The organism is Nannocystis punicea, from assembly GCF_026965555.1.
In the GTDB taxonomy this organism is placed as follows: Bacteria; Myxococcota_A; Polyangia; order Nannocystales; family Nannocystaceae; genus Nannocystis; species Nannocystis punicea.
This window is the reverse complement of record NZ_CP114040.1, coordinates 9,671,783-9,695,973: the sequence shown is the minus strand read 5'-3', so window position 1 is coordinate 9,695,973 and position 24,191 is coordinate 9,671,783. Positions and strand designations below refer to the sequence as shown.

Genomic DNA, 24,191 nt, shown 5'->3' with positions numbered 1-24,191 from the left:
GAGGCCAGCCTCACGGAGGGGCGAGCTGCTGCATCCAGGCCTCGAGTTCGGCGAGCGCCGGGAGGCGTTGGCCCCGGACCTCGCGGAAGACGGCGGCGGCCCTGCCCGCCAGCGCGAGCGCGGTGACCCGATCGCCCCGGGCCTCCCACACAGCGCGAGCGAGCCCCGCACGGGCGTCGGCGACGAGCTCGGGCGGCGAGCCGCGGGTCTCGCCGAGCTTGATGGCCCGCTCGAAGACGACGATCGCTTCCTCGGCGCGCTGCGCCTGGAGGGCGAGCCCGCCGAGCGCGTTCAAGGCGAGGACGAGCTGCGGGTGCTCCGTGCCGAGCGTCTCCTCCCAGAGCGCCAGGACGCGGCGGTAGTTCCGCTCGGCCGCCTCGAGCTCGCCGGCTTCCTTCTGCATGAAGGCGAAATCGAGGAGGGTGAGCGCCGTCTGGGGGTGCGTCGGGCCGAGCGTGGCCTCGACCGCCCGGTAGGCGCGCTCGATCTGCTCGCGGGCTTGCGCGTGTCGACCGAGCTGGCCCAGCGCGACCGCGAAGTTGTGGCGCGCACGCGCGACATCCGGGGCCTCGGGCCCGAGCGCGCGCTCGAGGATCGCCAGCGCCCGCTCCTGCAACGGCAGCGCCGCCTCGTCCTCGTCGAGCTGGGTGTGGGCAGCGCCCATGTTGGTGAGGCACGCCGCGGCCTCGATGCTGTTCGCGCCGTACAGGGCCTCGGCGTTCGCCAGCGCCGCGGTGTGCAGCGCCAGCGACTCGCGGTACTTGCCTTGCTGGTAGTAGATGTTCGCGAGGTGGCCCATCGACACCGACAGCTCGGGGTGGACCTCCCCGAGCTCGCGCCGCAGCAGCTCGAGCGCTCGCTCGTTGAGCGCCTCGGCCTCGGACAGCGCGCCGGTCCCCCGGTGGACGACGGCGAGGAAACCGAGCAGCCGCGCGCCGCGGTAGCGATCGGCCTGCTGGAGTCGTCGCACGAGCATCTCCGCGAAGTCGCCGATCACCAGCGCCTCCTGATGCCGAGCCTGGTGGTCACCGACGACGAGGATCAGCCGGATCGCGGCGTCGGCGGCGACGTCGTCGCGCTTCGATGCGCCAGCCTCCACGACCGCGCGTCGCAGCAGTCGCGCGGCCTCGGTGTAATCGGAGTCCCAGTCGGCCAGCATCCCGGCGACGTTCGTCGCCTCGGCGTGGAGGCCCGGGAGCCCCGCGCTCGCGGCCTGTCCACGCACCTCCAACGCCCGCGCCCTCGCCTCGTGAAGGTGCCCGGAGGCTCCGGAGACCTCGATGCGCCGCAGCTCCTGCCGCAGGCGGGTCGCCACCAATTGCGCATGGAATCCTTCGGCCGGCGGCGCGGACGGCACGAGCACGGGGTCGGCGCAGGTCCTCGGGTCCGGCAGCGCTGCGGCGATGCGGATCGCTCCGGACCGGGCGCGAGGGTCGTCCTCCGCGAGCGCGTCGAGCAGGCCGAGGAGCCGCTGGCGTTGATCGTACAGGCACCCGAGCGGGTGCACGTCGCCGACCAGGCACGCCTCGGCGCGGACCTGTCGCCAGCGGCCCGCGAAGGTGTCGATCCACCCGGCGATCCGCGCGGCGAGGTCGCCGGCGTCGGGTAGCCCCGAGGCGGCGAAGTTCGCCTGCAGGCGCGCTCGCACGGCCTCGTTCCACGCGTCCGCGAAGATGCTCTCGCCCACGCCCGCGCACGCCGCGACCTGCTGCTCGTGCTCCCACCAGCGCACGCCAGCGGCGCCGCCGAGCACGAGCGCCAGCGCGGCCGCTCCGGCGGCGATGAAGGAGCGGCGACGCCTGGCCTGTCCGGAGGCCAAGGCGACCAGCAGGGCGTCCATCGTGGGAAACCGGTCCTCCGGTCGCGCCGACAGACCGCGCAAGAGGACGGCGCGCAGCCACGAGGGCGCGAGGGAGGGCTGCGGAGGCGGGCGCGGGCGGAGCTCCTGCCGCGCCCGCACATGCGTCGCGACGTGGCCGTCGGCGAACGGCCGCTCGCCGAACAGCGCCTCCCACACCACGATACAGAACGAGAATTGGTCGGAGCGCGCGTCGAGCGAGTCCTCGTGCCACTGCTCGGGCGCCATGTATTGCGGGGTCCCCTTGATCGTCCTGGTCCCTCTGCTCTCCATGTCGAGCGCGAGCCCGGACAGGGACTGCGGCGCCTCCGTGCGCGGCGCTCCGTCCACGCGGGCGATCCCGAAGTCCATCACCCGCGGCCGTTCGTCTGCGCCGAGCATGATGTTCTCGGGCTTGAGGTCGCTGTGCACCAGCCCCTCCGCGTGCGCCGCCGCGATTCCGCGACCGACGGCGAGCAACACCGCGAGGAGCTCCCGCCATTCCCACGCGCGCGCTCGCAGCCACGCCCGGAGCGTCTCCCCATCGATGAATTCCATGGCGAAGAACACCCGCCCGTGGAAGCTCCCCACGTCGTACACCGGGCATATGTTCGGGTGTGACAGGCGTGCCATCACCTGCGCCTCTCGGAGAAGTCTGGCCTGGCGCTGGTGGCCCGTCGCATCGTCGTGCAGCAGCTTGAGCGCGACTTTTCGACCGAGATCCGGGTCGTACGCCGAATAGACCTGCCCCATTCCTCCGTCGCCGATGCAGTCGATGATGATGTATCGACCGACGAGCACGCCGCGGGTGAGGCGATCCGCGGGCGGCTGGGTGGACGGGGCCGTGAGGGTGTCGGCGCTCACCGAGAGCGTCGCCGAGTGCGTGGGCAGCGTCGTGGACATGAATCAGGCGGCGACCGAGGATACCCGGCCGCCACCGACGGTGTCGGCGCTTCGTCGCAAACGACGGTGTCCATGACCGCGCTGGCGTGGGCGCGCTCGTAATCCCCCGGATCGGCATCGTGATGGTCCAGATCGCCGGCCGGTGCTCGGAGCGCCGGGGGAGCGGGGACGCTCCGCGTGTTACGCGCGGCCGAATGCGCGAGGGAGGCGAGAAGCACCTCGAGCTCGACGAGCACTGCGTCTACGCGCCGACGGCGATCAAGAGAGGTGGACGTGTCGAGCGGCCACCGCGATGACCGAGCCGCTCTTGGGCACGAGGGTCCACTGACCATTCACACCCGGCCGCGTGTAGAGCTGGTGGTCTCCGCCCGCCGCCAGCAGGGTGCCGTCCGCCAGCTGGGTTACCGACAGGACCGTGGCGCTGTTGGGCACCAAGGTCCACTGGCCCTGCACGCCAGGGCGCGTGTAGAGCTGGTGGTCTCCGCCCACTCCCAGCAACCGTCCGTCCTGCAGCTCAGTCACCGAGAGGATCGTGGCGCTGTTGGGCACCAGGGTCCACCGGCCCTGCACGCCCGTCCGCGTGTAGAGCTGGTAATCGCCGCCCACCCCCAGGATGGTTCCGTCCTTGAGCACGACCACCGATCGGACCGTACTGCTGCCCGGCACGAGGGACCACTGGCCCTGCACGCCGGTCCGCGTGTAGAGCTGGTTGTCTCCGCCTACTCCCAGCAGGGTGCCGTCCTCCTGCTCGGCCACCGACAGGATGGTGCTGCTGTTCGGCACGAGGGACCACTGGCCCTTGATGCCGGTCCGCGTGTAGAGCTGGTTGTCCGTACCGACGCCGAGGATGGCCGGGAGCAGCGAGGTGACCGCGATGACCGAGCCGCTGTTGGGGACGAGGGACCACTGGCCCCGCACGCCCGCCCGCGTGTAGAGCTGGTGGTCTCCGCCCGCCGCCACCAGGGTGCCGTCCTCCAGCTCGGTCACCGACAGGACCGTGGCGCTGTTGGGCACCAGGGTCCACTGACCCTGCACGCCAGGCCGCGTGTAGAGCTGGTGGTCGCCGCCCACGCCGAGCAGAGTGCCGTCCTGCAGCTCGGTCACCGACAGGATCGTGGCGCTGTTGGGCACCAGGGTCCACTGACCCTGCACGCTACGCCGCGTGTAGAGCTGGTAGTCGCCGCCCACCCCCAGGATGGTTCCGTCCTTCAGCTGGGTCGCCGAGATGACCGTGCTGCTGTTGGGCACCAGGGTCCACTGGCCCTTCACGCGGGCTCGCGTGTAGAGCTGGTTGTCCGTGCCCACTCCCATCAGGGTGCCGTCCGCCAGCATTTCCACCGACTTGACCGAGCCGCTGTTGGGCACCAGGATCCACTGGCCGTTCACCTTGTTCCGCGTGTAGAGCTGATTGTCCGTACCAACGCCAATAAGGGTTACATTGCTCATTTGTTCATCTCCTTCTGTACGTGTCTTCGAATCACTGAGCCATTTATTTCGCGTTCAAGAAGTTCAAAGTGAGATTTTCGATGGGTAAGAGGAGGTCGAAGCGAGCGGACGACCCGTCGCCCGGGGAGGTCGCCTGTGAGATTGATGTCGGCGAGCAAACCCCCGAGGTTGACAGGGGAGGCGCGGCGTCAACCCGGCGACCCGACAGGCACCCCGGTCGCGCTCGGGTACCAAAACGGACCCAAGCGGAAGCCCAGCCCCAGCGTCGGTCCTTCTTCCCACGCGCGGCGGAACGCCGCCGCCTCGTCGGGGCGACCCGTCTTGTCCTCCTGCCAGGTGCGTCGAACATACGCGTGATCGTGGAGGATCGCCCGGAACTCGCGTTCGTCGATGCGATAGCCGGGACGCTGCGTCCAGTAGGCGTCCATCTTGCCGACGAGCAGCGGTGGCACCTGCTCGGGCGACACGAGCGGCTTGCCGAACGCGACCATCAATGTGGCCAGTGGGATGTCCTCACCATAGACCGCAGAGATGGCCTCCTCGCGCGTGCGTGCGCCGCTGCGGACTACCGCCTGCAGCAGTTCGCTCCATGGCGCTCCCGTCTCGGCCACCACGGAGCACCACAGCGTGTGATCGCCGTACGGGGTCGCTTCGATCAACTTCGCGGCGTAGGGCCGCAGTTCCGGCAGGCTGTCGCCTCCGAGGAGCCGCACGCGCCAGCCGTGCGTGATGTACGGAGCGAGGAATTCCGGCTCGCTGGCGATGAGCCCGGCATACTCGAACAAGCGCTCACGGTAGCCGGGCGTCTTCTCTCCAAACTGGCTCGGCGTCAGAAACGGCGTGAAAACGTGACGGACGCCGTGCTCGAAGAACATGCGCACGCAGGCGTTCATCCGCGGCACCGACCAGCGCCCATAGTCCTCGGCGGGGACGCCGGCCAGCGCCGCGCTGCGACGGGTGCCCTCCACGACCCATACCATCGTCGCCGGCGCCACAGGCCGCACCTCCGCGAGCGGGGCTGCGAGGAATTGTTCGAGCGTGGGGATCGAGTGCGTGGACCTCTGTGACATTGTCGGAATCCTCCTATCCCTGGGACAACCGCTGAATGGTCAGCGATAGAGCCCATACACCCATCACGGTGCTCAGCACCGGGACCTCGTAGGGTATCGGCCGAGGTCCCATTTGATCCGGGATCGACACGAACGCGCCAGTCCGCGGATCTTGCTGTCCCAGCAGGTATGCGGCTGCTCGCCGCGCACATGCCGGCGGAACGACGGTAGCGAAGCGCGGCAGACTCACAGCTGCGAGGGCGTACGCGCTGCTCAGGGCGTCAGAAGGGGCAGTGGCGGCCTGCCCCCAGCCGCCGTCGGTCCGCTGATGCGCGAGCAGGTAACGCAACGCTCGCTCCCCCACAGTGTCCGGGGTCTGCCCGGGGTCCACGGCCCGGTGAGCTTCCAGCGAGGCCATCACGCGAAAGATGGAGTAGGTCTCGCACAGGCTCCAACTCGTCTCGAAGCGACCGTCGCTGCGCTGGCTGCCACGAATGAACTGCCGCGCGGCGCGCATCGAAGGCACTAATTCCGGTCGCCGGCCGACCCCAAGGCACTGAGCCAAGAGGACATTGGCGGTCATGGTAGGCTCGGACTCACCCGCGCGCTCATATGCCGGGTATCCGCCGTCGTCTCGCTGCCTCTCGCGGAAATACTCCAGCGCGCGGTCGACCGCAGGAGCATGGCGCTCCGCGTCTTCGCGCAGCAACAGCTCGACGCAGAGCGCAGAGCAGTCACTATCCGTCTGCTGGACGCCGTCGGTAAAGCTCCACCCGCCGTGGGTGTGCTGGCGCGAGATCAAGAACCGCGCCACCTGCCGGCGCACCTCGGGCAGCGAGGACCCCGCCTGCAGGGCGAGGCCGGCCAGAGCGTTGAGCCATACATCGACGTCGGGAATGAACGGGATGCCCCCGTCCTCACGCTCGAGCCCGCGTAGGAACCGCAGGCCGCGCTCGAAGGCTGGGTGGTCGGGGCCGAGAGCGAGCATCGCCAGCAACGTGAGGAGCGCTTGCTGCTCCCAGCCGCCGTTGGCGGCTTGGCACGCCACGATGAAAGCGGCGTCGCGCGGTACCGTGCCCTCGGGGATACCGCCCGCATGTCGTCCGAACATGAGCCGCGAGGCGGCCCCATGCAACTGACTGAATCGGTGGGCCGCCTGCACCGCGAAGTCGTCCAGCATGATCCCGGCGCGCGCGAGCGGCACCACCTCCAGTTCGACCAGCAGCATGAGCAACAAGGCCCGCTTCCGGCGGCGGCCGTATGCGAGATCGCCGAGGAAGCCGTCCAGCGCCGTCATGGCGTCCTCGGTCTGTGTCAGCCCGAGAGCGGCGGCCGCGAAGAGCCTGCTGATGGGATCCGCTCCCGCGCTGTGGCCCACCAGGAAGCCCCGCAGCCGCTGTTGCCATTCCGGCTCGATGTTCGTGCGTCGGAGGACGTGCAACGTGAGCGCAGATTCCAGGACCCGGCCGCTCGCAGGGCCGAGGAAGCGGAACTCACCTCGATCCTCCGGGCACTGGAAGTGGCGGAGCATGTGCTCAAGTCCCCTGTCCCGACCGCGCTCGAGCTCGGCTCGGTCAGGAAGTGGGATCTGCGCAGCCGACGCGTTCGCATTCACGCGATTTTGATGATCGAACCCGCCATTTATTCGTTTCGAAGATTCGTCCGAACCATGAGTCGTCACGAGCATCGTCGTCCTCGCCAAGCCGCGGTGCAGTGATACCCGGAGAATGGTGATTCGCATCTTTCACCGACCTTGCAAAAGGTGACACGCGCAGCCGCGCGCCGGTGAAAGCGCAGTACTGCGCTCAAGCGCCGCGATGTAAGACGGTGGCTGAGGGCGGCGACGCGCGCCCACGAGCACTCGCGGGCCGGCGACTGGAATTTCCGCAGGGCTCATTTCACGATGCTGGCCTGGCGGCCGAGCTACGTGACCGCTACTACGGGTTGTCTCCCGACCGGGCCGGCCTGGTCGCCGCCCTCACCGACCGCCCGAATCGCACCTGCCGGTACGTCAGGACGTCGCCCACGGCGTATCTGCGGCGGTAGCATGCGATAGCCGCGATTTCGGCGCCTGGGCTCGAGCTCGGGCTCACCGCTCGCTAGCGCTGTGCCGAAGGATGTTCAGCGCTCTTCGGTCGCGTCCGGTGGTGACACGCCGAGCTCGCGTTCCCCGGCGGCCAACAAAATCTCGACCTCCCGGAGACCGTCCGCGTGCTGCGGCAGTTGGGCAAAACGCGACGACAGTGCGGTGAACGCCTGGCGGTTGGAGATCAGCCCGCGCGGCGACCCCTTGTCGCGGTTGTAGATCACCGAGTCGCGGAGCATCGTGATCGCCTCGGCGTTGCGACCGCACCATGCCAGCACCTCCGACAGAAACTCCGTGGTCTGCGCCAGCCCAGTCAGGTCGCCGATTCGCGTCTGCACCTCGAAGGCGGCCTCGAGCCGCAGCCTCGCTTCCTCGAGGCGGAGGCGCTTGAGATCGAGCCGGCCCATCGTCTCCCACACGCGGGCGAGCTCGCGGTCATCGTCGAGCTCGCCAAACGCCCGCTCTGCTGCGAGCGCATGATCCATACCGATCGCGTAGCCCTCCTCTTCGCGACCGAGCCGCATGCGTGCATGAAGCGGCAAGTTGGCCAGGAGGTGCTCCGACTCGGCGAGCTCGCGCAGCGCTGCCGGATCGTCCTGGGCGCGCGCGTCGAAGATCGCTCGAGACGCGCGCAGGAGCTTCAGTGCGTGGGCGCCGTCGCCCATGCGGACGCGCACCGCGGCCTGATCGTTGAACAGGCGGGCCGCCCCGATCGCGTCGTTCGCGGCGTGCAACACGCGGCTCGCCTCCTCCACCTCGGCGAGCGCCAGCGCGAGCGACGGCGGATCACCGAGGTCGAAGTGGACCCCTGCCAGCGCCTGCGCCAGATCGACGACGAGCTCGACCGGTGCGTCCGCGTCGAGCTCGGCGCGCGCTGCCTCGAGCGACGCCCGCGCCCGCGCCAGCGTAAACCCGTGCTCGTAGCCTGGCGCTTGCCACTGTACCCGTCCCAGCTCGAGCAGCGCCCGCGCCTTGAGTCGCTGTCGAGACACGCCGACCGGCAGCGTCGCCAGCAGCGCGAGCGCCCCATTGGCGTGCTCCACCGCGGCCTGCGGCGCGCCCATCGCTGCCGCCTCGCGGGCCGCCTCGCACAGGTGCTCCGCGGCCGAATCGAGGTCACCGGCCCGGCGCATGTGCTCGGCCGCCCGAACATTGTCGATCAGCGGGTCGCCGACCGTCGCCGCTGCGACCTTCCCGGTCGCGGTCAACTCGACCGGCGCCGGCATGTCCACTTCCGGCTTCAGAACCAAGGTCTTGCGCCGTGTCGAGCGTGCGCCCTCGGCGGGCGGGGCTAGCACGGTCTTGCGCTGAACCGGCCGCCGAGGTGGGTTGCTCTGGGCCGACTCGACTCGATCTGAAATCTCCCCGGAGATAGCTTGCGGGCGGCTCGTGTCAGGAGCGACGGGGCGCGCACCGGCGTCAACGCCGGCGCCGGACGTTCCGGACGTGGCCGCGGCTGTCTCTGAGGCCAGGTCGACGACCTCATGAGACATGTCGATGATCTCCGCGACGCGGGTGTCGTCGACGCTCTCCGCCTGGAACTTTGCTATCCCCGCGATTCCTGGAGCGGGAGGGGGCGGCGGGATGGCCCTCGCCGCCCGTGCGCCGAGCAGCTGCCCGAGCTTTCGGTGCCACGCCTGTGCGAGCGACGGGATGATGGACGCGGACAGGGCCGAGAGCGCCGAGCTCGGCAGCGAGAACTTGCCTTCACCCCGATCTTCGACCGGGACGCCGAGATCGATGGCGTGCTGGAGCCGCTCGAGCACGAGCTCCGGATCGATCGACAGCAGCTCGGCGAGGACCCTGACCTCGAAGCCCGGGCCGATCAGCGCCCCGGCACGAAGCGCGCGCAGAACCTCGGGAGGCAACGTGCTCCACTTGATCGGTTTCGCCTCGCTGGCGAGCGCCTCCTCCCCACGCACCACCGAGTCGCCGTCGCGCGCACGCACGGCGGCGAGTAGCTCGGCCGCGGCCGCCTTCGGCTCGTCATGGAACACCAGCAGCAGCGGCAACCGAAGCCAGCCGGGCTGCTGCACGATCTGGGTCAGCGCCGCCAGGGTCGCCTCGTCGGCCCGCTCCACCGCGTCGAACACGACCACCCACCGGGCACCGTTCTGTTTGGCGAGGCGGTTCCACAGCTCGACCACCACCGCCTCCGTCGCGCGCTCCGGCGTGTCGCCGAACAGCGTGCGGGTCCGCGGACGGGTCCGTCCGGACCTCGTCTCGCCCAAGATCGCCTCGGTCAAGCGTCGCGCCTCGAGGAGGGGTCGCAAGGCGGCCGGTGCGACCTCGCAGCTCACGCGGATCAGCTGGCTGTCCGGCGGCGGATCGGGCAGGCGGCCGCGAGCCGCAATGATCATCTTCTCATGGAGTTTTTGCCAGAGAGAGTCGCTCATGGACGAGGGTACCTTGGTGACAGTGGATAGCGACGCCGAGCGGCTTCACTACAGGCTGACGTCGACGTTGAAGACCCCGTAGTCGGAGGTCGCGGTGCCCACGACGTGAATCGTCCCCGCCTTGCGACGAAAGATCCCATTGGGACCACCGTCGTAGACGACGTCGTACACGCCCTCGATCAGTCCGTCCGAGTAGTCCGCGAGGCTGACCTCGAGCCGCATCCCCTTGTTGGCTGAGCTGCCCTGATCGACCTTCCCATTGACCACCATCAACCCCGCGGCCTCGCCGGGTTCGGACTGCTCGGGGATGTTCGCGCTCGAGGCCGCGTTGAAGCCGTCGAACCCGAGCTTGAGCGCGCGGTCCACCGCATGATCGAGGCCGGGGTACGCCAGACGCGCCGCTTCAGCGTCATCGATTACGGAGTGCGGCGGCGGACGCGTACAGCTCGCTATCAACAGCGCGGCGATGGGGACGGTGCGCAGCAGCCCATGGCGCGGGAGGACATGGGGACGGGGGGCACGACGCATGCGCAGGGTCTCCTCGAGAGGCCGCATGATACCGCAGGCCGGGGAGCCGAGAACTGCAGCACTGCGCGGCCGGGGTTTGGAATCGCCGCTGGCGCGGCGGTCCAACAACGATGGCCGACCCGCGACGTGAAGCTGACGCCACGGCGAGCGCGTGAGCACGGGGCCATGCACTTGAGCTGCTTGCACAGGGCGCCGGGGGCGCGGCCGCCTGAGCGGCGACACGAGGTTGCGCGGCTCCGACACCGGCGACGCGAGCGCGAGGAGCCCGCGCCGCAGCCCTGGACCTGTCTCTTCGTGCAGATCGTTGCGGCAGCCGCAACCCGCCAGTTGACCGCCAGTCTCGCCCCGCGCTGTCTCGCGATTCAGGCTCCCACCTGAAGCGTGGCTGAGCACGACGTCGGGATGGATTGCGGGGCGAGCGGGCCGATTCTTACAGGAAGGCGACGCGGGCTCAGGCCGGGTAATAGCGAGTCCCGCGCGCCTTGCCCGTCCAGGTGACATGGCCGGCCTCAATCAGACGGTTGACTCCCGAGCGCACCTGCATGTTCGTACCGCCGACGCGGCGCTGGATCTCGGTCGCGCTCGCGGGGCCTCCAATCGCCTCGATCACCTCGAGGATCTGCTTATCGAACGCCTCACGCCCCGCCGCCGTGCGGGTGACGACCTCGTTGCGCAGGGGCTTATTCTGGGAGGAGGACGAGTTGCTCGGGTTCCGCCGGGGTACCCGGGCCTCCGGCCGCGGGGAGGCGCCGCGAGCGGCACCCGAGACGCCCGGCACCGGCCCGGACCCCATCAGCTCGGCGATCGTGATCGAGCGGAGCACCGGGCCGAGCTCGCCGCGCGCCAGCTGGTTGAGCTCGCCAATCGTGAGCTCATGCTGCTTCCGCAGCTCCTCGACGAGGAGCTGACGCTTGCGATCTTCGATTGCAGAGACAAAGTCGAACTTGGGCATGGCCGCGACCATAGCATGCACGCTGGCGTCCTTCCTCTCAAAATCATGCGCCTGCGGACGACCGCGGCCGGTGGAATCTTCGTTGTTTGTAGACGAATTTAGACCCGACGAAATCTGGTGATTCCAAAGTTGGCATAAGTGCGAGCACTCGCCTGTGGCCGTTCTCTGAAGAACGTGATCACCCGGCAGGCTACCATTCGCAGACTCGGTCGTCGTGCTCGCAGCTCGGACCGGGAGCGCGGTCGCCGTCGTGATGGACGGCCAGAAGCACCGTGCGAGTCGAGCGCCCAGGTACCGAGGCCGCGACCGCAAGCATCGAAGGAATGTTCAAAGCGCCGCCGCGGGCAACGGGCTCGAGGTCGAGGCCGGCGGCTCGCCCGGCTCGGCTCACGTTCCTCACTCGAAGCGGGCGATCAGGCGGGTGAGCTCGTCGCGGAGCTCACAGGAGTCACTCCGCCCGCCAGCGATGGCTTTCAGCCCCGGGAGCGCCCGGACCTCCTCGGCTGCTTCGAACTTCTTCAGGATGGCTTTCTTGTCATCGCAGTCGTCGGCCAGCTCCAACCGGGCGAAGTCGCGGAGGTACTCCGGGATCTTCTTCAAGTCTCTGGACGGCGCACCCGCGATCGCCTCGCTTGCGAGTCGGCGGGCCTGCGGGTGCCTGCTGATGAGCAGCATCTTGACGTCCTCGGCATAGGCCGCCGGCGCCTGGGCGATGAGCTCGTCGACGGTCGCATGCGGCGTGGGCTTGGTGTCGACAGGGGCCGACTCGGTGCCGACAGCCGTCTCGCTGGTGATCTCGTCCGTCTTGCTTCGGCCGTACACGAGCACGGCGAGGACGATCACGAGCGCCCCCGCCATGCCGATCCATACCCCGCGGGGGCTCTTCCGCGGGGATGTCCCAGGCTCGAGCACTCCGGATGGCTTGGTCGCTGCCGTCGTGCCGCTTCGTACGTCGGCGTGAGTCACTTCGCCGGGCGTGGCCACGAGGGGTCTCGCTGCGCTGCCCGACATCGCTGACGAAAGCGCTGCGCTCGCGGAAACCGCTGGCGGGAGGCTGACCTCGTTGCCGAACACCAGACGACGGAGCTCGTCCCGAACCTCGAGCGCCGATTCCGGGCGCTCCGCCGGAGCGCGGGCCAGGAGCCGCTCGATCATCACCGCCATGGCCTCGGGCACATCTGCGCGCAGGCTCGGCGCGGGGCGCCCGAGCTGGCGCGTGAGCATCTGAACCAGCGTGTCGCCCTGCCACAGCTGCTGTCCCGTGAACGACTCCCAGAGGATGACGCCGAGCGCGTACAGGTCGGCGCGGAAGTCGACCTGCTGGCCCGTGCCCTGTTCGGGCGACATGTACCCCGGCGTGCCGATCACGGCGCCCAAGCGCGTCAGCGGCTGCGCGACGTCGGCGATGGTCGCCTGCTCGCCCGACACGCGAGCGATCCCGAAGTCGACCACGCGAACGTGCAGCGCCCCGTCGCGGCGCTGCTCGAGCAGGATGTTGTCGGGTTTGAGGTCGCGGTGGACGATGCCGAGCGCGTGCGCTGCCGCCAGCGCATCGGCGATCTGGCTGCCGAGCAGACACACTTGTGGCCATGGCAGCGGCCCCGCCTCGAGCCGCTTGCTCAGGCTCTCACCGCGGACCAACTGCGTCACCAGATAGAACCCGCCCTCCGGCAACGGTCCGTAGTCGATCGCGCTGGCGACGTGGGGATGGTCGAGGCGCCCGGTGGCCAGTGCTTCGCGCTCGAAGCGGGCCTCCGCCTGGGTGTGCGCTGCGAACTCGGCCCTGATCGTCTTGAACGCGACCTGCTTGCGCAGACGCAGGTGCTCGGCCACGAACACCGCCCCCATGCCGCCCTCGCCGAGCACCTCGACGATCTTGTAGCGCTCGTCGACGACACGGCCGATCCAGCGCGACTCGCGGGGGGTGCTCTCGGGGGCGTTCGACATGCGAAAGCGGGGTGGACTATACCCGAATGCCTAGCCCCCGAGGAGCGGGCCCAGCGCCGGCCTGGGCATTACCCTCGGCCCAGTCCCAGGCGTAACTGCAGCGCCTGGCGCGGTAACGAGGTTCAGGCCCGAGGCGACCGCGGCGTAGGCGCTCCGGATGCCCGACAGGAAGAGCATGTCGTCGCCTGGAGGGGGAACTTCGCGGTCGCCGACAGCTCGCCGTTCTCGTCGCGCGGCGCGCTGACGACGAGCACGTACAAGCCGTCGACGGGAGCGCACGTGGGCCCGTCGAGGCAACGCGGCGCCTCCTCGCGGGACGCTTCACATCACGGCGCCCCGCGTCGCCGGCGTGCGGGCTTGAAGACTCGATGCCGCATCGTGGGTAGACGTCCTGTTCATGCCATCGCGTCGAGCGCCGCCGCATGGGCCCGGCTGGCCTCGCTTGACAGGGCCAGGGCCACAGCGGAAGAACGCCAGGAAGGAGTTCATCATGCAGGCACACGTGGGCGATTCCATTCGCATAACGGTCCTCAGCGATCCTCCGTTGGTCGGCGAGATCGTCGAGGTCCTCGGCCCCGACGGTGCGCCACCGTACAGGGTGAAGTTTCCGAACGGGCACGAATTGGTGATGAATCCGTCTCCGGACACCATCATCGAGCACAAGCGGCCCAGGTAACTGGCTCGCGCCGGGCGCATCGAGGCGACCGCTTGCTCGGGAAAACCTTCTTGGACCGGCCGCCCGTGAACTTTTCCAAGTGAATGGGTTCGCGCCGCAGCACGCGTTCGAGGACTCGGCGGCCGGTGCGCCATGCGGGAGGCTGTTGACCGCCGCACATCGAGCCTGGAGACTGCGGTCGTCGGTCTGCAACCGCCCGAGTAGAGGTCACCATGCACACGAGGCCGGGGGTACTCCCACCCGTTCTCGGCCCAGTCGCCTCCCCCACGACTCCGGAGTCATCTTGAGCAACGCCGCATCACTCAACCCCACTCCTGGTGCGTCGCCGGCGACATGGATCGGGCACACGCTGGACGGCCGCTACCGACTCCGTGAGCTGATCGGCGAGGGGGGGATGGGAGCCGTGTTCACGGCGGAGCAGCTCAGCCTCCGCACGATGGTCGCGGTCAAGATGATCCACGCCGAGTTCACCGGCAACGCCGAGATCTCCGAGCGCTTTCGGCGTGAGGCGATGGCGACGGCGAAGATCGATCACCCGAACGTGGTCCGCGCGATCGACTTCGGCCCGCTGCCGGGGGGCGGCGCGTACCTGGTCACGCAGTTGGTCCGGGGGCGCACGCTGACGAACACGATCGCCAGCGGGAAGTTGCCCTGGCGGAAGGCTTGTGACATCGGAGCCCAGATCGCCGACGCGCTCGTCGCAGCCCATGGGGCCGGCATCATTCATCGCGACCTGAAACCCGACAACATCCTCCTCGAGGCCCGCGAGGACGCTACAGTGGTCAAGGTGTTGGACTTCGGACTGGCCCGCGTCGCCGATTCAGGTCCCGACATGACCCCCCTGACGCGACTCGGCACCGTGATGGGCACGCCCGGCTACATGTCGCCGGAACAGGCCGCAGGCGAGCCGACCGATCACCGCACGGACATGTACGCGCTCGGGGTGATCCTCTGGGAAAGTCTCGCTGGGCGCGAGCTCTGGGACGGCGGCGAGCTGTCCGACATCACGATTCGACAGCTCACGCAGGCACCGCCGGCGCTCGCGCGCGAGATTCCGGATCTGCCCCCTGAACTCGACCGCCTCCTGAGCCAACTGCTGGCGCGTGAAGCTGCGCAGAGGCCACAAACCGCTCGCGAGGTCCGTGACCAACTGCGCGCTCTTGCCAATCGTCCGGCCTCCGCAGTGGTGGCTCCGACACCGCCGCCTCAGCCCCCAGCATCGCAGCCCCAACGACCGGCGCCGCCGCCGAACCGCGGGTTGATGGTTTTCATCACGGTGTTCGCCGCTCTCGCGCTGCTGATCATCGCCCTCTGGGCGATGGGGCAGTGAGGTGGCCGGCGGCTCCGGCGGACGCTGGCCACTGCGATGGCAGGACGACTTCGTCGATGCGTTCTTCGGGCACACCGATGCGCCTGTCCGAACAGCCAGCCGACTCCCATGCGGTCGAACGGCGTCGGCGATCCGCAGCTCCCGTGGCCGAGCCTCGCACGCTCACGAAGGACCCGGAGGACCCCGCCGTGATCGCGGCGGCTCGCGCTGGTGAGCGCGCAGCCCTCGCGGTGATCTTTGACGCCGTCGTGGGGTTCTTGGAGGGTCCGCGGATCGCACGGTCCAACGCCCGTCTTCGCCCTGCTCAGGACATGCGCATGTTCAAACCCCGGCAGTCTCGCCTCGTCTTCATTCCCCTCCTGGTCGCCGCCACATGCGGTCTGCATCCTTCTCCAAGGATGCCTTGCACATGACGAAGGCAGACATCATCGAGCGTGTGTCCGACGAGCTTGGCGGACTCTCGAAGAAGGAGGCCGTCGACATGGTCGAGATCGTTCTCGAGTTGATCAAGGAGACGCTCGCTTCGGGTGAAAGCGTCAAGCTGCCTGGTTTTGGCAACTTCGTCGTTCGCTACAAGACCACGCGCCGCGGTCGAAATCCGAAGACCGGGGAGGAGATGATGCTCGAGGCTCGCCGCGTGTTGACGTTCAAGCCAAGCAATCGCCTGAAAGCCACGATCAACGCGTAGACGAGAGAGCCTGGCGCGCGCCTGGTCGGCCTGCGCTCGGCGTCGTCGGAGGGGCTGTCTCTTCCGACAAGACATGATTGGTGGGCGGCCACGGAGCCCGCTTGTCGTCGGGAGGCGGCTGTCTCTTCAGACAGCATGAATGGGCGTTCCCAGCCCCGGTCCTGCGTTTCGCGCTGCGTGTCGTCGCCGACGACAGCACACACCCTGGGGAGTATGCCGCGCTCCCCGCCCTTGCGCGGCGGGGCGGGCTCTGCGACGCTCTGCCCATGCCGAGCGGACTCGCGTCGGGGGAGCTCCTCGAAGATCGTCATCGCATCATCACCGCGGCCCTCAGTGGCGCGCGCGATCGAGGCGCGGCGGCAACGCCACTCTCCTCACTCATCATGATGGCACAGGCGGGTGGTCCGACGCCCCCGCCTTCGGACAAGTGGAGCGAGATCATCCTCGGCGAAGAGCCCTCGGTGCCGCCCAAAGCACCCCCCGCGCCCGGCGTTCCACCACCGACACCAACAGGTCAGCGACGGCCGCCCGGGCTCATCGCTGTTCTCGCGCTGCTCGGGCTGGGTGTGGTCGTGCTCGGCGTTCGCATGGCGAGTTCGGACGGGGATGAACGAGCGGAGCTGCTGCCGGCAGAAGCCGCGGCCCCGGAGAGCGCTGACTCGTCACCGGCGGGCGAGACGCCTCCGGCCGATTCGTCCCCGTCCAGGGCGAGCGAGCCCGGCGCGGGAGATCCCGGCGCGGGAGAGCTTGGCGCCGAAGAGCCAAAAGCAGCAGAGTCCGGGTCCGAGAAGTCCGGGTCCGAGAAGTCCGGGTCCGGGCAATCCGAGTCCGGGCAATCCGGGTCCGAGAAGTCCGGGTCCGGGCAATCCGAGTCCGGGAAGTCCGGGTCCGAGAAGTCCGGGTCCGAGGAGTCCGGGTCTGGGCAATCCGAGTCCAGGAAATCCGGGTCCGAGCAATCCGGGTCCGAGAAATCCGAGTCCGGGCAATCTGGAGCCGGGAAGTCCGAATCAGCGAATACCTCCTCGGCGAAGTCCGAATCGGCGGGGACCCGCGAGGCCGATCGGCAGAAACAATCAAGTGGCGAGGTGGAGCCCGCGGCGCAAAAGACCTCCGAGAAGGCGTCCGCCGACAGGGGCTCGTCGGAGTCGAGTCCTGCGAGCGAGCAAGGGCCGCCGCCGGCCATGCCGGATCCGCCGACCGAGCCCGAGCACCTGTTTCGACCGCATCGCGACGCGATCGCCAAGCAATGCAAAAATCCGCGCGGGCTCGGCAACGCGCTCGTCGTCCTGCGGATTACGATCGAGGAGACCCGGGTCGCGCGCGCCGAGGCGAACATCAGCAGCGAAGACAGCGCTCGCCAAGCGGCCGCCAGCTGCATCGAAACATATCTCCGCACCAAGGTGAAGGTGCCGACGACCTACACGGGGTCGAGAAACTTCTCGTACGCGTTTTGATGCTGGGCAGCATCTGCGCGCCAGCCGAGATGAGCCCCGTGGAGGCGTTTCGTCACGGAGAGGCGGTCCTGCAAGGCGCTCTGGCGCAGCATCGGATGAAGAATGAAGAACGGAGCGCGCCGCGAGTCGCCGCTGACTCGACGGCCCCGTTCGCGGTCTGGCCGTCCTCGGTGGTGCCGCAGTCGATGAAGTCGGCGATGTTCCCGTGACGGAGGTTCGCGAGGATCTTGCCCTCGCGGCAGAAGCGTTCCTCGCGACCGCCGTCGAGCTCGGGCCGGAGGCTCTTGACGGCGACGGCGGCCCGACCGGCGCTGTCGGACGGGGTCGCCGAGCAGCCGCGGGCGCCGCTGCTGGAATACCGCTCGAGCCGTAGAACGCCTCAGGTCGGCGTCAGCAACTCGGAGCGCCGATTCGTGATCTGCACCAGCCGTGGTTGCGGGGACGTGAAAGCGACGTAGGGGCAGCCGGTCAGCTCCGGATCGCGGGACTCCCAGCCCTGCAGCCATGGGCGCAGCTGGGCGTTGTCGATCCGGACCCTGCCGTCGGGAAGAAGCTGCCCGATCGTGTTGGCCGGGTCCGACAGAGCCACCGTGCATTTTCCCAGCCGGCCGTCTGCGCGCACGACCAGTGAATTGGCGCGCGCCGCATAACAGACCTCCTCCGGCTCGAACAGCCGGTCCTCGGTGCCGCCTTCGGCGACGAGAGCGACCAGCGCCGCGATCCGCGGATCGTCGGACTCGAGGACCTCCATCGCCGGGTCGTTGGGGCCGCCGAGGCGCACCACCCGCTTCAAGAACACGGTGAAGCGCGGATCGACGAGGAGGGTGTCGCGGACGAGCCGCAGGAAATCCTTCATCGTCGGGATGTTCTCCGGGGTCAGGTGGATCCGCAGCATCACGTGCACGTCCGCCGAGGAGGCCCGGATCGACAGCAGGTTGGACCAGATCCGTTCGAAGGTTCCCTTGCCGTCGGCGCGCAGTCGGGTGCGGTCGTGGTGCTCGCCGGGGCCGTCGAGCGAGACCTGGTACCTCCGAATCCCCAGCCTGCTCAGGTGCTCGGCGGCAGGTCCGTCGAGCAGATAGCCGTTCGTGGTCATGTCGCTCTGATAGCGCAGGCCCTCGCACCGCTCCTGCGTCCGGAGCACGTGCGACGAGATGTCTTCGATGATCGAACGCGCCAGCGTCGGCTCGCCGCCGAACCACGACAATTGCAGGTGTGACAATCCGTCCGCGCGGCGGTCGATGAGCTTCTTGACGCCGCTCACCACCTCCGGCGTCATGCGTCCGATCGCAAAATCCTCATAGCAGTACGTGCAGCGAAAGTTGCACTGCTCGGTCGGCAGCAGGATGAGCTGCAGCCGATCGGCGCGGACGGATGCGGTCAGCTGTTCGTCGAAGGACGACAGTTCCCCGGTCATGTCCACACCGTCCTCTTACTTCGGGTGGCAGCCCGCGGCACAATTGCCGCCGTGGCAGTTGTTGACGCGCGGGGTCGGCGTGTCGTCGGTCTCCGCCCGCTTCATGGCGGCCGCGACCTGTTCGGCGATCGCTGGATTCCGGATAATCACCTTTCCTTCCTCATCGAGGGCGAGGTCCGCGACTTGGATGCTGATCATGAGTCCCTGGTCGGCCATTTTCGTGCTCCTTCTGCTCGGTTCCCAGCGCGCGCGCGTGCGGCCGCCGCATCGGTGGCCCGATTCGGCGGTTGCCCGCTCCGGCCGATACAGTAGTGCATGACTCGAGCTTGCGAGAGGCCGCGTGGACGCAGGTGGAGCAGGTCGACCGGCCGGCCGAAGGGTTCGCTGTTCGTCGATATTGGCCACAGAAGCCGGAGCGAATGCGCGGGGCACGCTCAAGCGACGACGCCGAGAGGGCCGCGCGGATCCGTGCGGGGCGCAAATGTGCTCACGCGGCCTCGCGGTCTGTTCCACCGGGCGCAGTCGCGGGCCCGTCGACCCGCAAATGGCCCGTCATGCGAGCGGGGCTCGGTGTCTTGCGCCACGGCGCTGCCGCGCGGGTCGACTTGTCGAGCGGGTCGGCGAGGATGCGGGGCGCACAGGTCATGGCGGCCCTGCACCGCGCCCCCGAACAAGGGCTCACGGGCTGCCCGCGATCGGGCCGGTCATCGGGACGTGGTGAACGGCCTCAAAAGCGCGGACAAGGCGGACTCGGCCACCTTACCCCAGAACTGGGCGCCCGGGCGCGCGGGGCCGCTCGGAGGGGCTGATGATTGCGGCCCGGGGTTTTGGCGAGGCGTGGCGGGGAGGGTGTGCGCAATCTCGGCGAGCTCCGAGTCGACGGCCCTTCCGTCTCTCACCTCGGCGAGGCGGCACCGACGAACCCCAATGAAGGCTGCGCAATCGGTGTAGATATCCGGGTGGGCCGTCCTGGCGCCGGTCGTTGGTTCGCGCGGTGTCCACGTCCCGACGGGGATCGACGTACACCCGGTCGCTAGGGTCAGGACGAGGGCGAGCCATCGCATTGGCCACATCCTAGCAGACTCACCCCAGCAGCGTCGATGATCCATGGCGCTCCCGCATGCCTCTGCCGCGCCCCTCGGCGAGCGGTTGCGACGAACGCTCACCCCATACCGCGCTCCTCGGCGAGCGCTCTCGGCAGCGCCATCGCCGTGTCGTGCAGCGCCTCCACCCGCCACCGGAGGCGACGCGGCGAGTCTTTCACCATGAGCGCGTGCTCGCGGACGGCGGTGGCCACGGCACGCACCGGCCTCCGTCAACAAACGCCGCAGCACCTCGCTGCTCTCACGCATCGGCGTCGGTGCGCTGGAGCGGTTCGAAGCGGCACGCCTCCGGACTCCTGCGCGACAGGCCCTGCAGCCGGCTTGCGCGGTTCGTCACGCGCGGGTTATGCTCGTGGTCGTGTCGCCGAAGCACGGCCTCATCCTGCTGGCGTGCGCCTGTGGGCCCTCCGCAGGACCTTCGCAGGAGACCGACGACGCCACCACCCAGGGCACCACGACTGCACAGGAGGTCACGATCGGTGAGGTGACCACGAGCCTGGAGACCGCCGCTCCGACCAGCGGCGACGTCGTGGTCGGCTGCGGCGACGGAGTCCGCGACGAGGGTGAGGAGTGCGATGACGGCAACCTCGGCGGCGGTGACGGCTGCGAGAGCGACTGCAGGTGGACGCGACGCGAGCTGTGGTACCTGCACATCGACGACGGCGGCCACTTCGGCGCGCCCGCGTGTTACGGCGACCCGCGGCAGCTGGCGGTCACTCCGGAGCTCGTGGCGATCCAGGTCGGATGCCTCGGTGATGCGACCGCCCGCCAGGCCGCCGCGACCCCGGACGGTCAGCTCGCGGGCCGCACGACCTGGGACGGGCGGGCCCGGTGGGTCGCCGCCAGCGGCGCGGACACAGTCTATGTGGCAGGCGACGGGGACCCGCTCATCCGCACGGTGACCGGTGCACTCGTGAAAGCGCTCGAGATCCCGGCCCGCGTCGGCGCGACCGAAACGTGGGTCACGGGGCTCTTCCCCTGGCCGGGGCACGGTGTGGCCGTGTCGGTGTCGGACGATCTCAGCGAGGACAACCAGCGGATCCTCCTTTACGAGGAGGACGCTGTCGCCCGCGAGCTCGAGGTCAAGCACTCGCAAGACACGATCGAGCTGCCCGACATCGTCGCGGCCGCCGACGAGTCGGGCCGGATCTGGGGCTCCAACTCGCAGCGAGCGGGGTTCTTTCGCCTGGACGCCACGGGCGTCGTCGACCTCGTGATCGGCGAGACGGAGCGTCCGCAGTGGTTCCAGCTCGCGCCGAACGACGCGTTCGTCGGCGCGCGCGGAGCCACCGACGTCGCCAACACCTGCAGCCCCTGGCACGCCGCCCGCGTGTGGCGCTGGTCGGCCGGCGGAGCGCCGCTGTGGACCGCGAAGGACTGCGAGGGCGACGCGCTCGCGGCCCTCGGACGGATCCAGCTCGGCCTCCTCGCAGTCGATCACGCCGGCGACGTCCTGATCGCCGGGCAGGTCCTCTCGGCCGATGGCACGACCACGGCCGGGGCGACGGTCCTCAAGCTCGATGGCCTCACCGGCGCGCAAAAGTGGCAGACAATCGTCGATCCGGGGCCCGGCTACGTCGCCACCACCATCGACGCCCTGCAGATCGGCGTCGACGACAGCATCTTCCTCGCCGGTCGCGAGGCCGCCACCGCCGCGACCCAGGACGGATGGCTTCGGCGGTTGTCTCCGTAGTCCTGTCCCCGGGGGTCCCGCGGGGCGCGTTCACCTTCTCGAAGCGAGGCCCTATCATTCCGTAATGATGATAATGAGGCCATGGGCGTGGAGCTGTGGCGTCGTGTGCTGGGTGCGGGTTGCATGGAAGGCGCGATCGATGAATCTGGGCCACACGGTGTCGGAGCCGGATTGATTCTTGCGGGTGTGGAATGCGACGCGCCCGCCCGTGGCGTCGCGGCAGCGATCGATCGCGAGGCAAGAGTCGACGGGGTCGGCGGATGAGGACCGAGAAATGCCCGACTGGAAGCCCTGAGCGCTCGACAGCGAGACCAGGAAGTTTCGGAACTTGACGGTTTCGAAACTTAACGGTATCGATTTTCCCGCTGCGCCTCGGACAGCGGAAGGAGCCTCACGCGAATGCGCTACAACGTCCTCGGAAACAGCGGGCTGTTCGTGTCGGAGATGTGCCTGGGCACGATGGTCTTCGGCCCCAGCACCGGACGCTACGCCGGGGCAGGGGACGTCCGACAGGACGAGGTCGACCGGATCGTCCGGCGGGCGTTCGACGCGGGGATCAACTTCGTCGATACCGCCAATGTCTACTCGGGTGGACAGTCCGAAGAGATCCTCGGCCGCTCGCTGAAGAACCTCGGCATCGCCCGGCACCAGGTGGTGATCGCGACCAAGGTCGAGCACGCCACGGGCTCGGGGCCGAACGACGGCGGCGCGTCGCGCTACCACATCATGGGCCAGCTCAAGACGAGCCTGAGGCGGCTCGGCACCGATCACATCGATCTTTACCAGCTTCATGGCTGGGACCCGGCGACGCCGCTCGAGGAGACGATCCGCGCGCTCGACGACCTCGTTCGGCAGGGACACGTCCGCTACGTGGGTGTGTCCAATTGGGCAGCGTGGCAGATCTCGAAGGCGCTGGGCATCGCGGGGCGACTCGATGCCGTGCCGTTCCAGTCGGTGCAGGCCTACTATTCGCTGGCCGGCCGCGAGCTCGAGCGCGAGATCGTGCCCATGCTCCGAGCCGAGCGACTCGGCTTGCTCGTGTATAGCCCGCTCGCTGGTGGCTACCTGTCCGGCAAGTATCGGGACGGCTCGAAGGGACGACGCTCGATCATTCCATTCCCTCCGGTGGACGAAGCGAAGAGCGCGTCGGTGCTCACGGCAATGGACGGCGTCGCCGCGAGGCATGGCGCGTCCCTGCCGGCGATCGCGCTCGCGTGGCTCCTCCACCGGCGAGCGGTCACCAGCGTGATCCTCGGCGTCAAGCGGGTCGATCAGCTCGAGGAGAACCTGAAGGCCACGGAGGTTCGGCTGTCGGACGACGACCTCGAGACGCTCGACGCGGCGAGCGCTCTGTCCGTCGAGTACCCCGCGTGGATGTTCCAGGCGGCCGACGCCGCGCGCGCGACGTTGCTGAAGACCGGCGAGCTTCCCACCCAGCGTTGAATGACCCACCATCCCGCGAGCACAGAGATGCGCGACAAGACCGAGCAACATGACGAGGCCGGGCCGATGAAGCGAGGGCGCAAGAGAGACTCTTCGCTCGATCCCAGGCTCCTCGACGCCACGCTCGACGTCCTCGCCGAAGTGGGCGCCGCGGGCTTGACGATGGACCTGGTGGCCGCGCGCGCCGGGGTGGGCAAGGCGACCATCTACCGCCGGTGGACGTCGAAATCCGAGCTGATCATCGATGCAGTCGCGCAGATGAAGCGCAATCAGGTCGATCTCGAGCGCCTCCCCGACACGGGCACGCTCCGCGGCGACTTGCTCGGCTTGTTCAAGCCGCTGTCGAACGAGGAGCGCGAACGTCGACTCAAGATCATGACGGCGCTCGCCTCGCTGATCTCGCAAGACCTGGCGCTCGCGGGGGCCGCAAACGACGCGGTCGTCGAGCCGTGGGCGGCGGCCCACCGCGCCTTGATGGAGCGAGCCGTCGCGCGAGGCGAGATCGCGGCCTCCGCCGACATCGCCACGCTGTCGCAGGTCATCCCGTCGATGGCCGCCTACCGCAGCCTGGTCCAGCGCAAGTCGTTCGACCTGGCCTTCCTCGTCTCGATGGTGGACGGCGTCATCCTGCCGGCCCTCGGGATCGAGCCCTCACCGGACAACGAATCCTCGTCGCCTCGACGAGCCGGGCGTCGCAGGCGCCCAAACCCTGAACCAGCGAGGAGAAAATCATGACCGTCGCCGTTACCAATCATCTCAACTTCCGGGGCGAGGCCCGAGCGGCCCTCGAGTTCTACAAGTCCGTATTCGATGGTGACATCGCCATCGTCACCTATAAAGACGCCCACAGCGTCCAGGCTCCGGCGGAGGCCGATCAGGTGATGTGGGGCCAGGTCTCGGCCAAGAACGGTTTCCGCGTGATGGCGTACGACGTGCCCTCGAAGCTGGCGTGGGAGCCTGGCGCGAACGCGTTCTTCGTGTCGGTGCGCGGCGACTCGGCCGACGAGATCGCCGCGCTCTGGGAGAAGCTCTCCTCGGGCGCGATGGTCGTGCAGCCCCTCGCAAAGTCGGGGTGGTCGCCGCTCTACGGGATGCTCAAGGACCGGTTCGGCATCACGTGGGTCCTCGACGTCGCGGTCGAGTACCACGCGCAGTGATTCATGTGGCCACGTGCCGTGGCTCCACGACGCGCTCCGTCGTCTCGTACGTCGAATGGACGCAGCCCGCCGCCGACAGCCAGGGC

Annotated in this window: 20 protein-coding genes; 9 read left to right on the top strand and 11 right to left on the bottom strand. The window is 68.8% G+C overall.

The window, feature by feature from the left end; genetic code table 11:
- Positions 1-10: 10 nt before the first annotated feature.
- The 8 genes from O0S08_RS37020 to O0S08_RS36985 form a co-directional block, all read right to left on the bottom strand.
- Positions 11-2,740 carry a serine/threonine-protein kinase gene (locus O0S08_RS37020; protein ID WP_269034181.1) on the bottom strand — a complete coding sequence of 910 codons (2,730 nt, stop codon included), beginning with the start codon at positions 2,738-2,740 and terminating at the stop codon, positions 11-13.
- 258 nt (positions 2,741-2,998) lie between these two features.
- Entirely contained in the window at positions 2,999-4,186 is a 1,188-nt protein-coding gene (locus O0S08_RS37015) for a WD40 repeat domain-containing protein (RefSeq protein WP_269034180.1), read from the bottom strand.
- Positions 4,187-4,374: 188 nt separating this feature from the next.
- Positions 4,375-5,256 (bottom strand): hypothetical protein, encoded by an 882-nt coding sequence (locus O0S08_RS37010; RefSeq protein WP_269034179.1) that lies wholly within the window; start codon positions 5,254-5,256, stop codon positions 4,375-4,377.
- 13 nt (positions 5,257-5,269) lie between these two features.
- Positions 5,270-6,766, bottom strand: a complete 1,497-nt coding sequence (locus O0S08_RS37005) for a prenyltransferase/squalene oxidase repeat-containing protein (protein WP_269034178.1) — start codon at positions 6,764-6,766, stop codon at positions 5,270-5,272.
- Between the two features lie 590 nt (positions 6,767-7,356).
- On the bottom strand, positions 7,357-9,717 hold the full coding sequence (locus O0S08_RS37000) for a coiled-coil domain-containing protein (RefSeq protein WP_269034177.1): 2,361 nt from the start codon (positions 9,715-9,717) through the stop codon (positions 7,357-7,359).
- Between the two features lie 48 nt (positions 9,718-9,765).
- Positions 9,766-10,083, bottom strand: coding sequence for a hypothetical protein (locus O0S08_RS36995; protein ID WP_269034176.1), 318 nt, complete (start codon positions 10,081-10,083; stop codon positions 9,766-9,768).
- 613 nt (positions 10,084-10,696) lie between these two features.
- Positions 10,697-11,197, bottom strand: a complete 501-nt coding sequence (locus O0S08_RS36990; RefSeq protein ID WP_269034175.1) for a hypothetical protein — start codon at positions 11,195-11,197, stop codon at positions 10,697-10,699.
- 396 nt (positions 11,198-11,593) lie between these two features.
- Positions 11,594-13,144: a serine/threonine-protein kinase gene (locus O0S08_RS36985; protein WP_269034174.1), complete on the bottom strand. Its 1,551-nt coding sequence runs from the start codon at positions 13,142-13,144 to the stop codon at positions 11,594-11,596.
- Between the two features lie 397 nt (positions 13,145-13,541).
- On the opposite strand from O0S08_RS36985, the gene O0S08_RS51415 reads away from it, so the two are divergent.
- The 4 genes from O0S08_RS51415 to O0S08_RS36970 all read left to right on the top strand — a co-directional run bounded on the left by O0S08_RS51415 (position 13,542) and on the right by O0S08_RS36970 (position 17,292).
- On the top strand, positions 13,542-13,820 hold the full coding sequence (locus O0S08_RS51415) for a DUF1918 domain-containing protein (RefSeq protein ID WP_371879512.1): 279 nt from the start codon (positions 13,542-13,544) through the stop codon (positions 13,818-13,820).
- A 283-nt stretch (positions 13,821-14,103) separates the two neighbouring features.
- Positions 14,104-15,150 (top strand): serine/threonine-protein kinase, encoded by a 1,047-nt coding sequence (locus O0S08_RS36980; RefSeq protein ID WP_269034173.1) that lies wholly within the window; start codon positions 14,104-14,106, stop codon positions 15,148-15,150.
- A gap of 409 nt (positions 15,151-15,559) precedes the next feature.
- Complete coding sequence (locus tag O0S08_RS36975; protein ID WP_269034172.1) at positions 15,560-15,838, top strand: integration host factor subunit alpha; 279 nt, start codon at positions 15,560-15,562, stop codon at positions 15,836-15,838.
- A 266-nt stretch (positions 15,839-16,104) separates the two neighbouring features.
- The gene (locus tag O0S08_RS36970) at positions 16,105-17,292 is read left to right on the top strand and encodes a hypothetical protein (protein ID WP_269034171.1); all 1,188 of its coding nucleotides are present in this window, start codon (positions 16,105-16,107) and stop codon (positions 17,290-17,292) included.
- 379 nt (positions 17,293-17,671) lie between these two features.
- Here the strand turns inward: O0S08_RS36970 and O0S08_RS36965 are convergent, their stop codons facing one another.
- From O0S08_RS36965 to O0S08_RS36955, 3 genes are all read right to left on the bottom strand, one after another.
- On the bottom strand, positions 17,672-18,709 hold the full coding sequence (locus O0S08_RS36965; protein WP_269034170.1) for a radical SAM protein: 1,038 nt from the start codon (positions 18,707-18,709) through the stop codon (positions 17,672-17,674).
- A 15-nt stretch (positions 18,710-18,724) separates the two neighbouring features.
- On the bottom strand, positions 18,725-18,925 hold the full coding sequence (locus tag O0S08_RS36960; RefSeq protein ID WP_269034169.1) for a hypothetical protein: 201 nt from the start codon (positions 18,923-18,925) through the stop codon (positions 18,725-18,727).
- A 946-nt stretch (positions 18,926-19,871) separates the two neighbouring features.
- Positions 19,872-20,006: a hypothetical protein gene (locus O0S08_RS36955; RefSeq protein WP_269034168.1), complete on the bottom strand. Its 135-nt coding sequence runs from the start codon at positions 20,004-20,006 to the stop codon at positions 19,872-19,874.
- 164 nt (positions 20,007-20,170) lie between these two features.
- Between O0S08_RS36955 and O0S08_RS36950 the strand changes: the two genes are divergently transcribed.
- From O0S08_RS36950 to O0S08_RS36930, 5 genes are all read left to right on the top strand, one after another.
- Positions 20,171-21,505, top strand: coding sequence for a hypothetical protein (locus O0S08_RS36950; protein ID WP_269034167.1), 1,335 nt, complete (start codon positions 20,171-20,173; stop codon positions 21,503-21,505).
- An 81-nt stretch (positions 21,506-21,586) separates the two neighbouring features.
- Positions 21,587-21,769: a hypothetical protein gene (locus O0S08_RS36945; protein WP_269034166.1), complete on the top strand. Its 183-nt coding sequence runs from the start codon at positions 21,587-21,589 to the stop codon at positions 21,767-21,769.
- A 135-nt stretch (positions 21,770-21,904) separates the two neighbouring features.
- Positions 21,905-22,948: an aldo/keto reductase gene (locus O0S08_RS36940; RefSeq protein ID WP_269034165.1), complete on the top strand. Its 1,044-nt coding sequence runs from the start codon at positions 21,905-21,907 to the stop codon at positions 22,946-22,948.
- Between the two features lie 27 nt (positions 22,949-22,975).
- Positions 22,976-23,683 (top strand): TetR/AcrR family transcriptional regulator, encoded by a 708-nt coding sequence (locus O0S08_RS36935; RefSeq protein ID WP_269034164.1) that lies wholly within the window; start codon positions 22,976-22,978, stop codon positions 23,681-23,683.
- A complete protein-coding gene (locus tag O0S08_RS36930; protein ID WP_269034163.1) occupies positions 23,680-24,105 on the top strand; it encodes a VOC family protein in 426 nt (141 codons plus the stop codon). The genes O0S08_RS36935 and O0S08_RS36930 overlap by 4 nt, the downstream gene beginning before the upstream one ends.
- Positions 24,106-24,191: the final 86 nt, after the last annotated feature.

Excerpts from the sequence above, each read along its gene's own strand:
- O0S08_RS51415 (WP_371879512.1), top strand. The coding sequence starts at position 13,542 with ATGCCATCGCGTCGAGCGCCGCCGCATGGGCCCGGCTGGCCTCGCTTG.
- O0S08_RS37015 (WP_269034180.1), bottom strand. The coding sequence starts at position 4,186 with ATGAGCAATGTAACCCTTATTGGCGTTGGTACGGACAATCAGCTCTAC.
- O0S08_RS36935 (WP_269034164.1), top strand. The coding sequence starts at position 22,976 with ATGCGCGACAAGACCGAGCAACATGACGAGGCCGGGCCGATGAAGCGA.
- O0S08_RS36990 (WP_269034175.1), bottom strand. The coding sequence starts at position 11,197 with ATGCCCAAGTTCGACTTTGTCTCTGCAATCGAAGATCGCAAGCGTCAG.
- O0S08_RS36940 (WP_269034165.1), top strand. The coding sequence starts at position 21,905 with ATGCGCTACAACGTCCTCGGAAACAGCGGGCTGTTCGTGTCGGAGATG.
- O0S08_RS37000 (WP_269034177.1), bottom strand. The coding sequence starts at position 9,717 with ATGAGCGACTCTCTCTGGCAAAAACTCCATGAGAAGATGATCATTGCG.
- O0S08_RS36930 (WP_269034163.1), top strand. The coding sequence starts at position 23,680 with ATGACCGTCGCCGTTACCAATCATCTCAACTTCCGGGGCGAGGCCCGA.
- O0S08_RS36970 (WP_269034171.1), top strand. The coding sequence starts at position 16,105 with ATGCCGAGCGGACTCGCGTCGGGGGAGCTCCTCGAAGATCGTCATCGC.
- O0S08_RS37010 (WP_269034179.1), bottom strand. The coding sequence starts at position 5,256 with ATGTCACAGAGGTCCACGCACTCGATCCCCACGCTCGAACAATTCCTC.
- O0S08_RS36960 (WP_269034169.1), bottom strand. The coding sequence starts at position 18,925 with ATGGCCGACCAGGGACTCATGATCAGCATCCAAGTCGCGGACCTCGCC.
- O0S08_RS36985 (WP_269034174.1), bottom strand. The coding sequence starts at position 13,144 with ATGTCGAACGCCCCCGAGAGCACCCCCCGCGAGTCGCGCTGGATCGGC.
- O0S08_RS37005 (WP_269034178.1), bottom strand. The coding sequence starts at position 6,766 with ATGCTCCGCCACTTCCAGTGCCCGGAGGATCGAGGTGAGTTCCGCTTC.
- O0S08_RS36965 (WP_269034170.1), bottom strand. The coding sequence starts at position 18,709 with ATGACCGGGGAACTGTCGTCCTTCGACGAACAGCTGACCGCATCCGTC.
- O0S08_RS36945 (WP_269034166.1), top strand. The coding sequence starts at position 21,587 with ATGGGCGTGGAGCTGTGGCGTCGTGTGCTGGGTGCGGGTTGCATGGAA.
- O0S08_RS36975 (WP_269034172.1), top strand. The coding sequence starts at position 15,560 with ATGACGAAGGCAGACATCATCGAGCGTGTGTCCGACGAGCTTGGCGGA.
- O0S08_RS37020 (WP_269034181.1), bottom strand. The coding sequence starts at position 2,740 with ATGTCCACGACGCTGCCCACGCACTCGGCGACGCTCTCGGTGAGCGCC.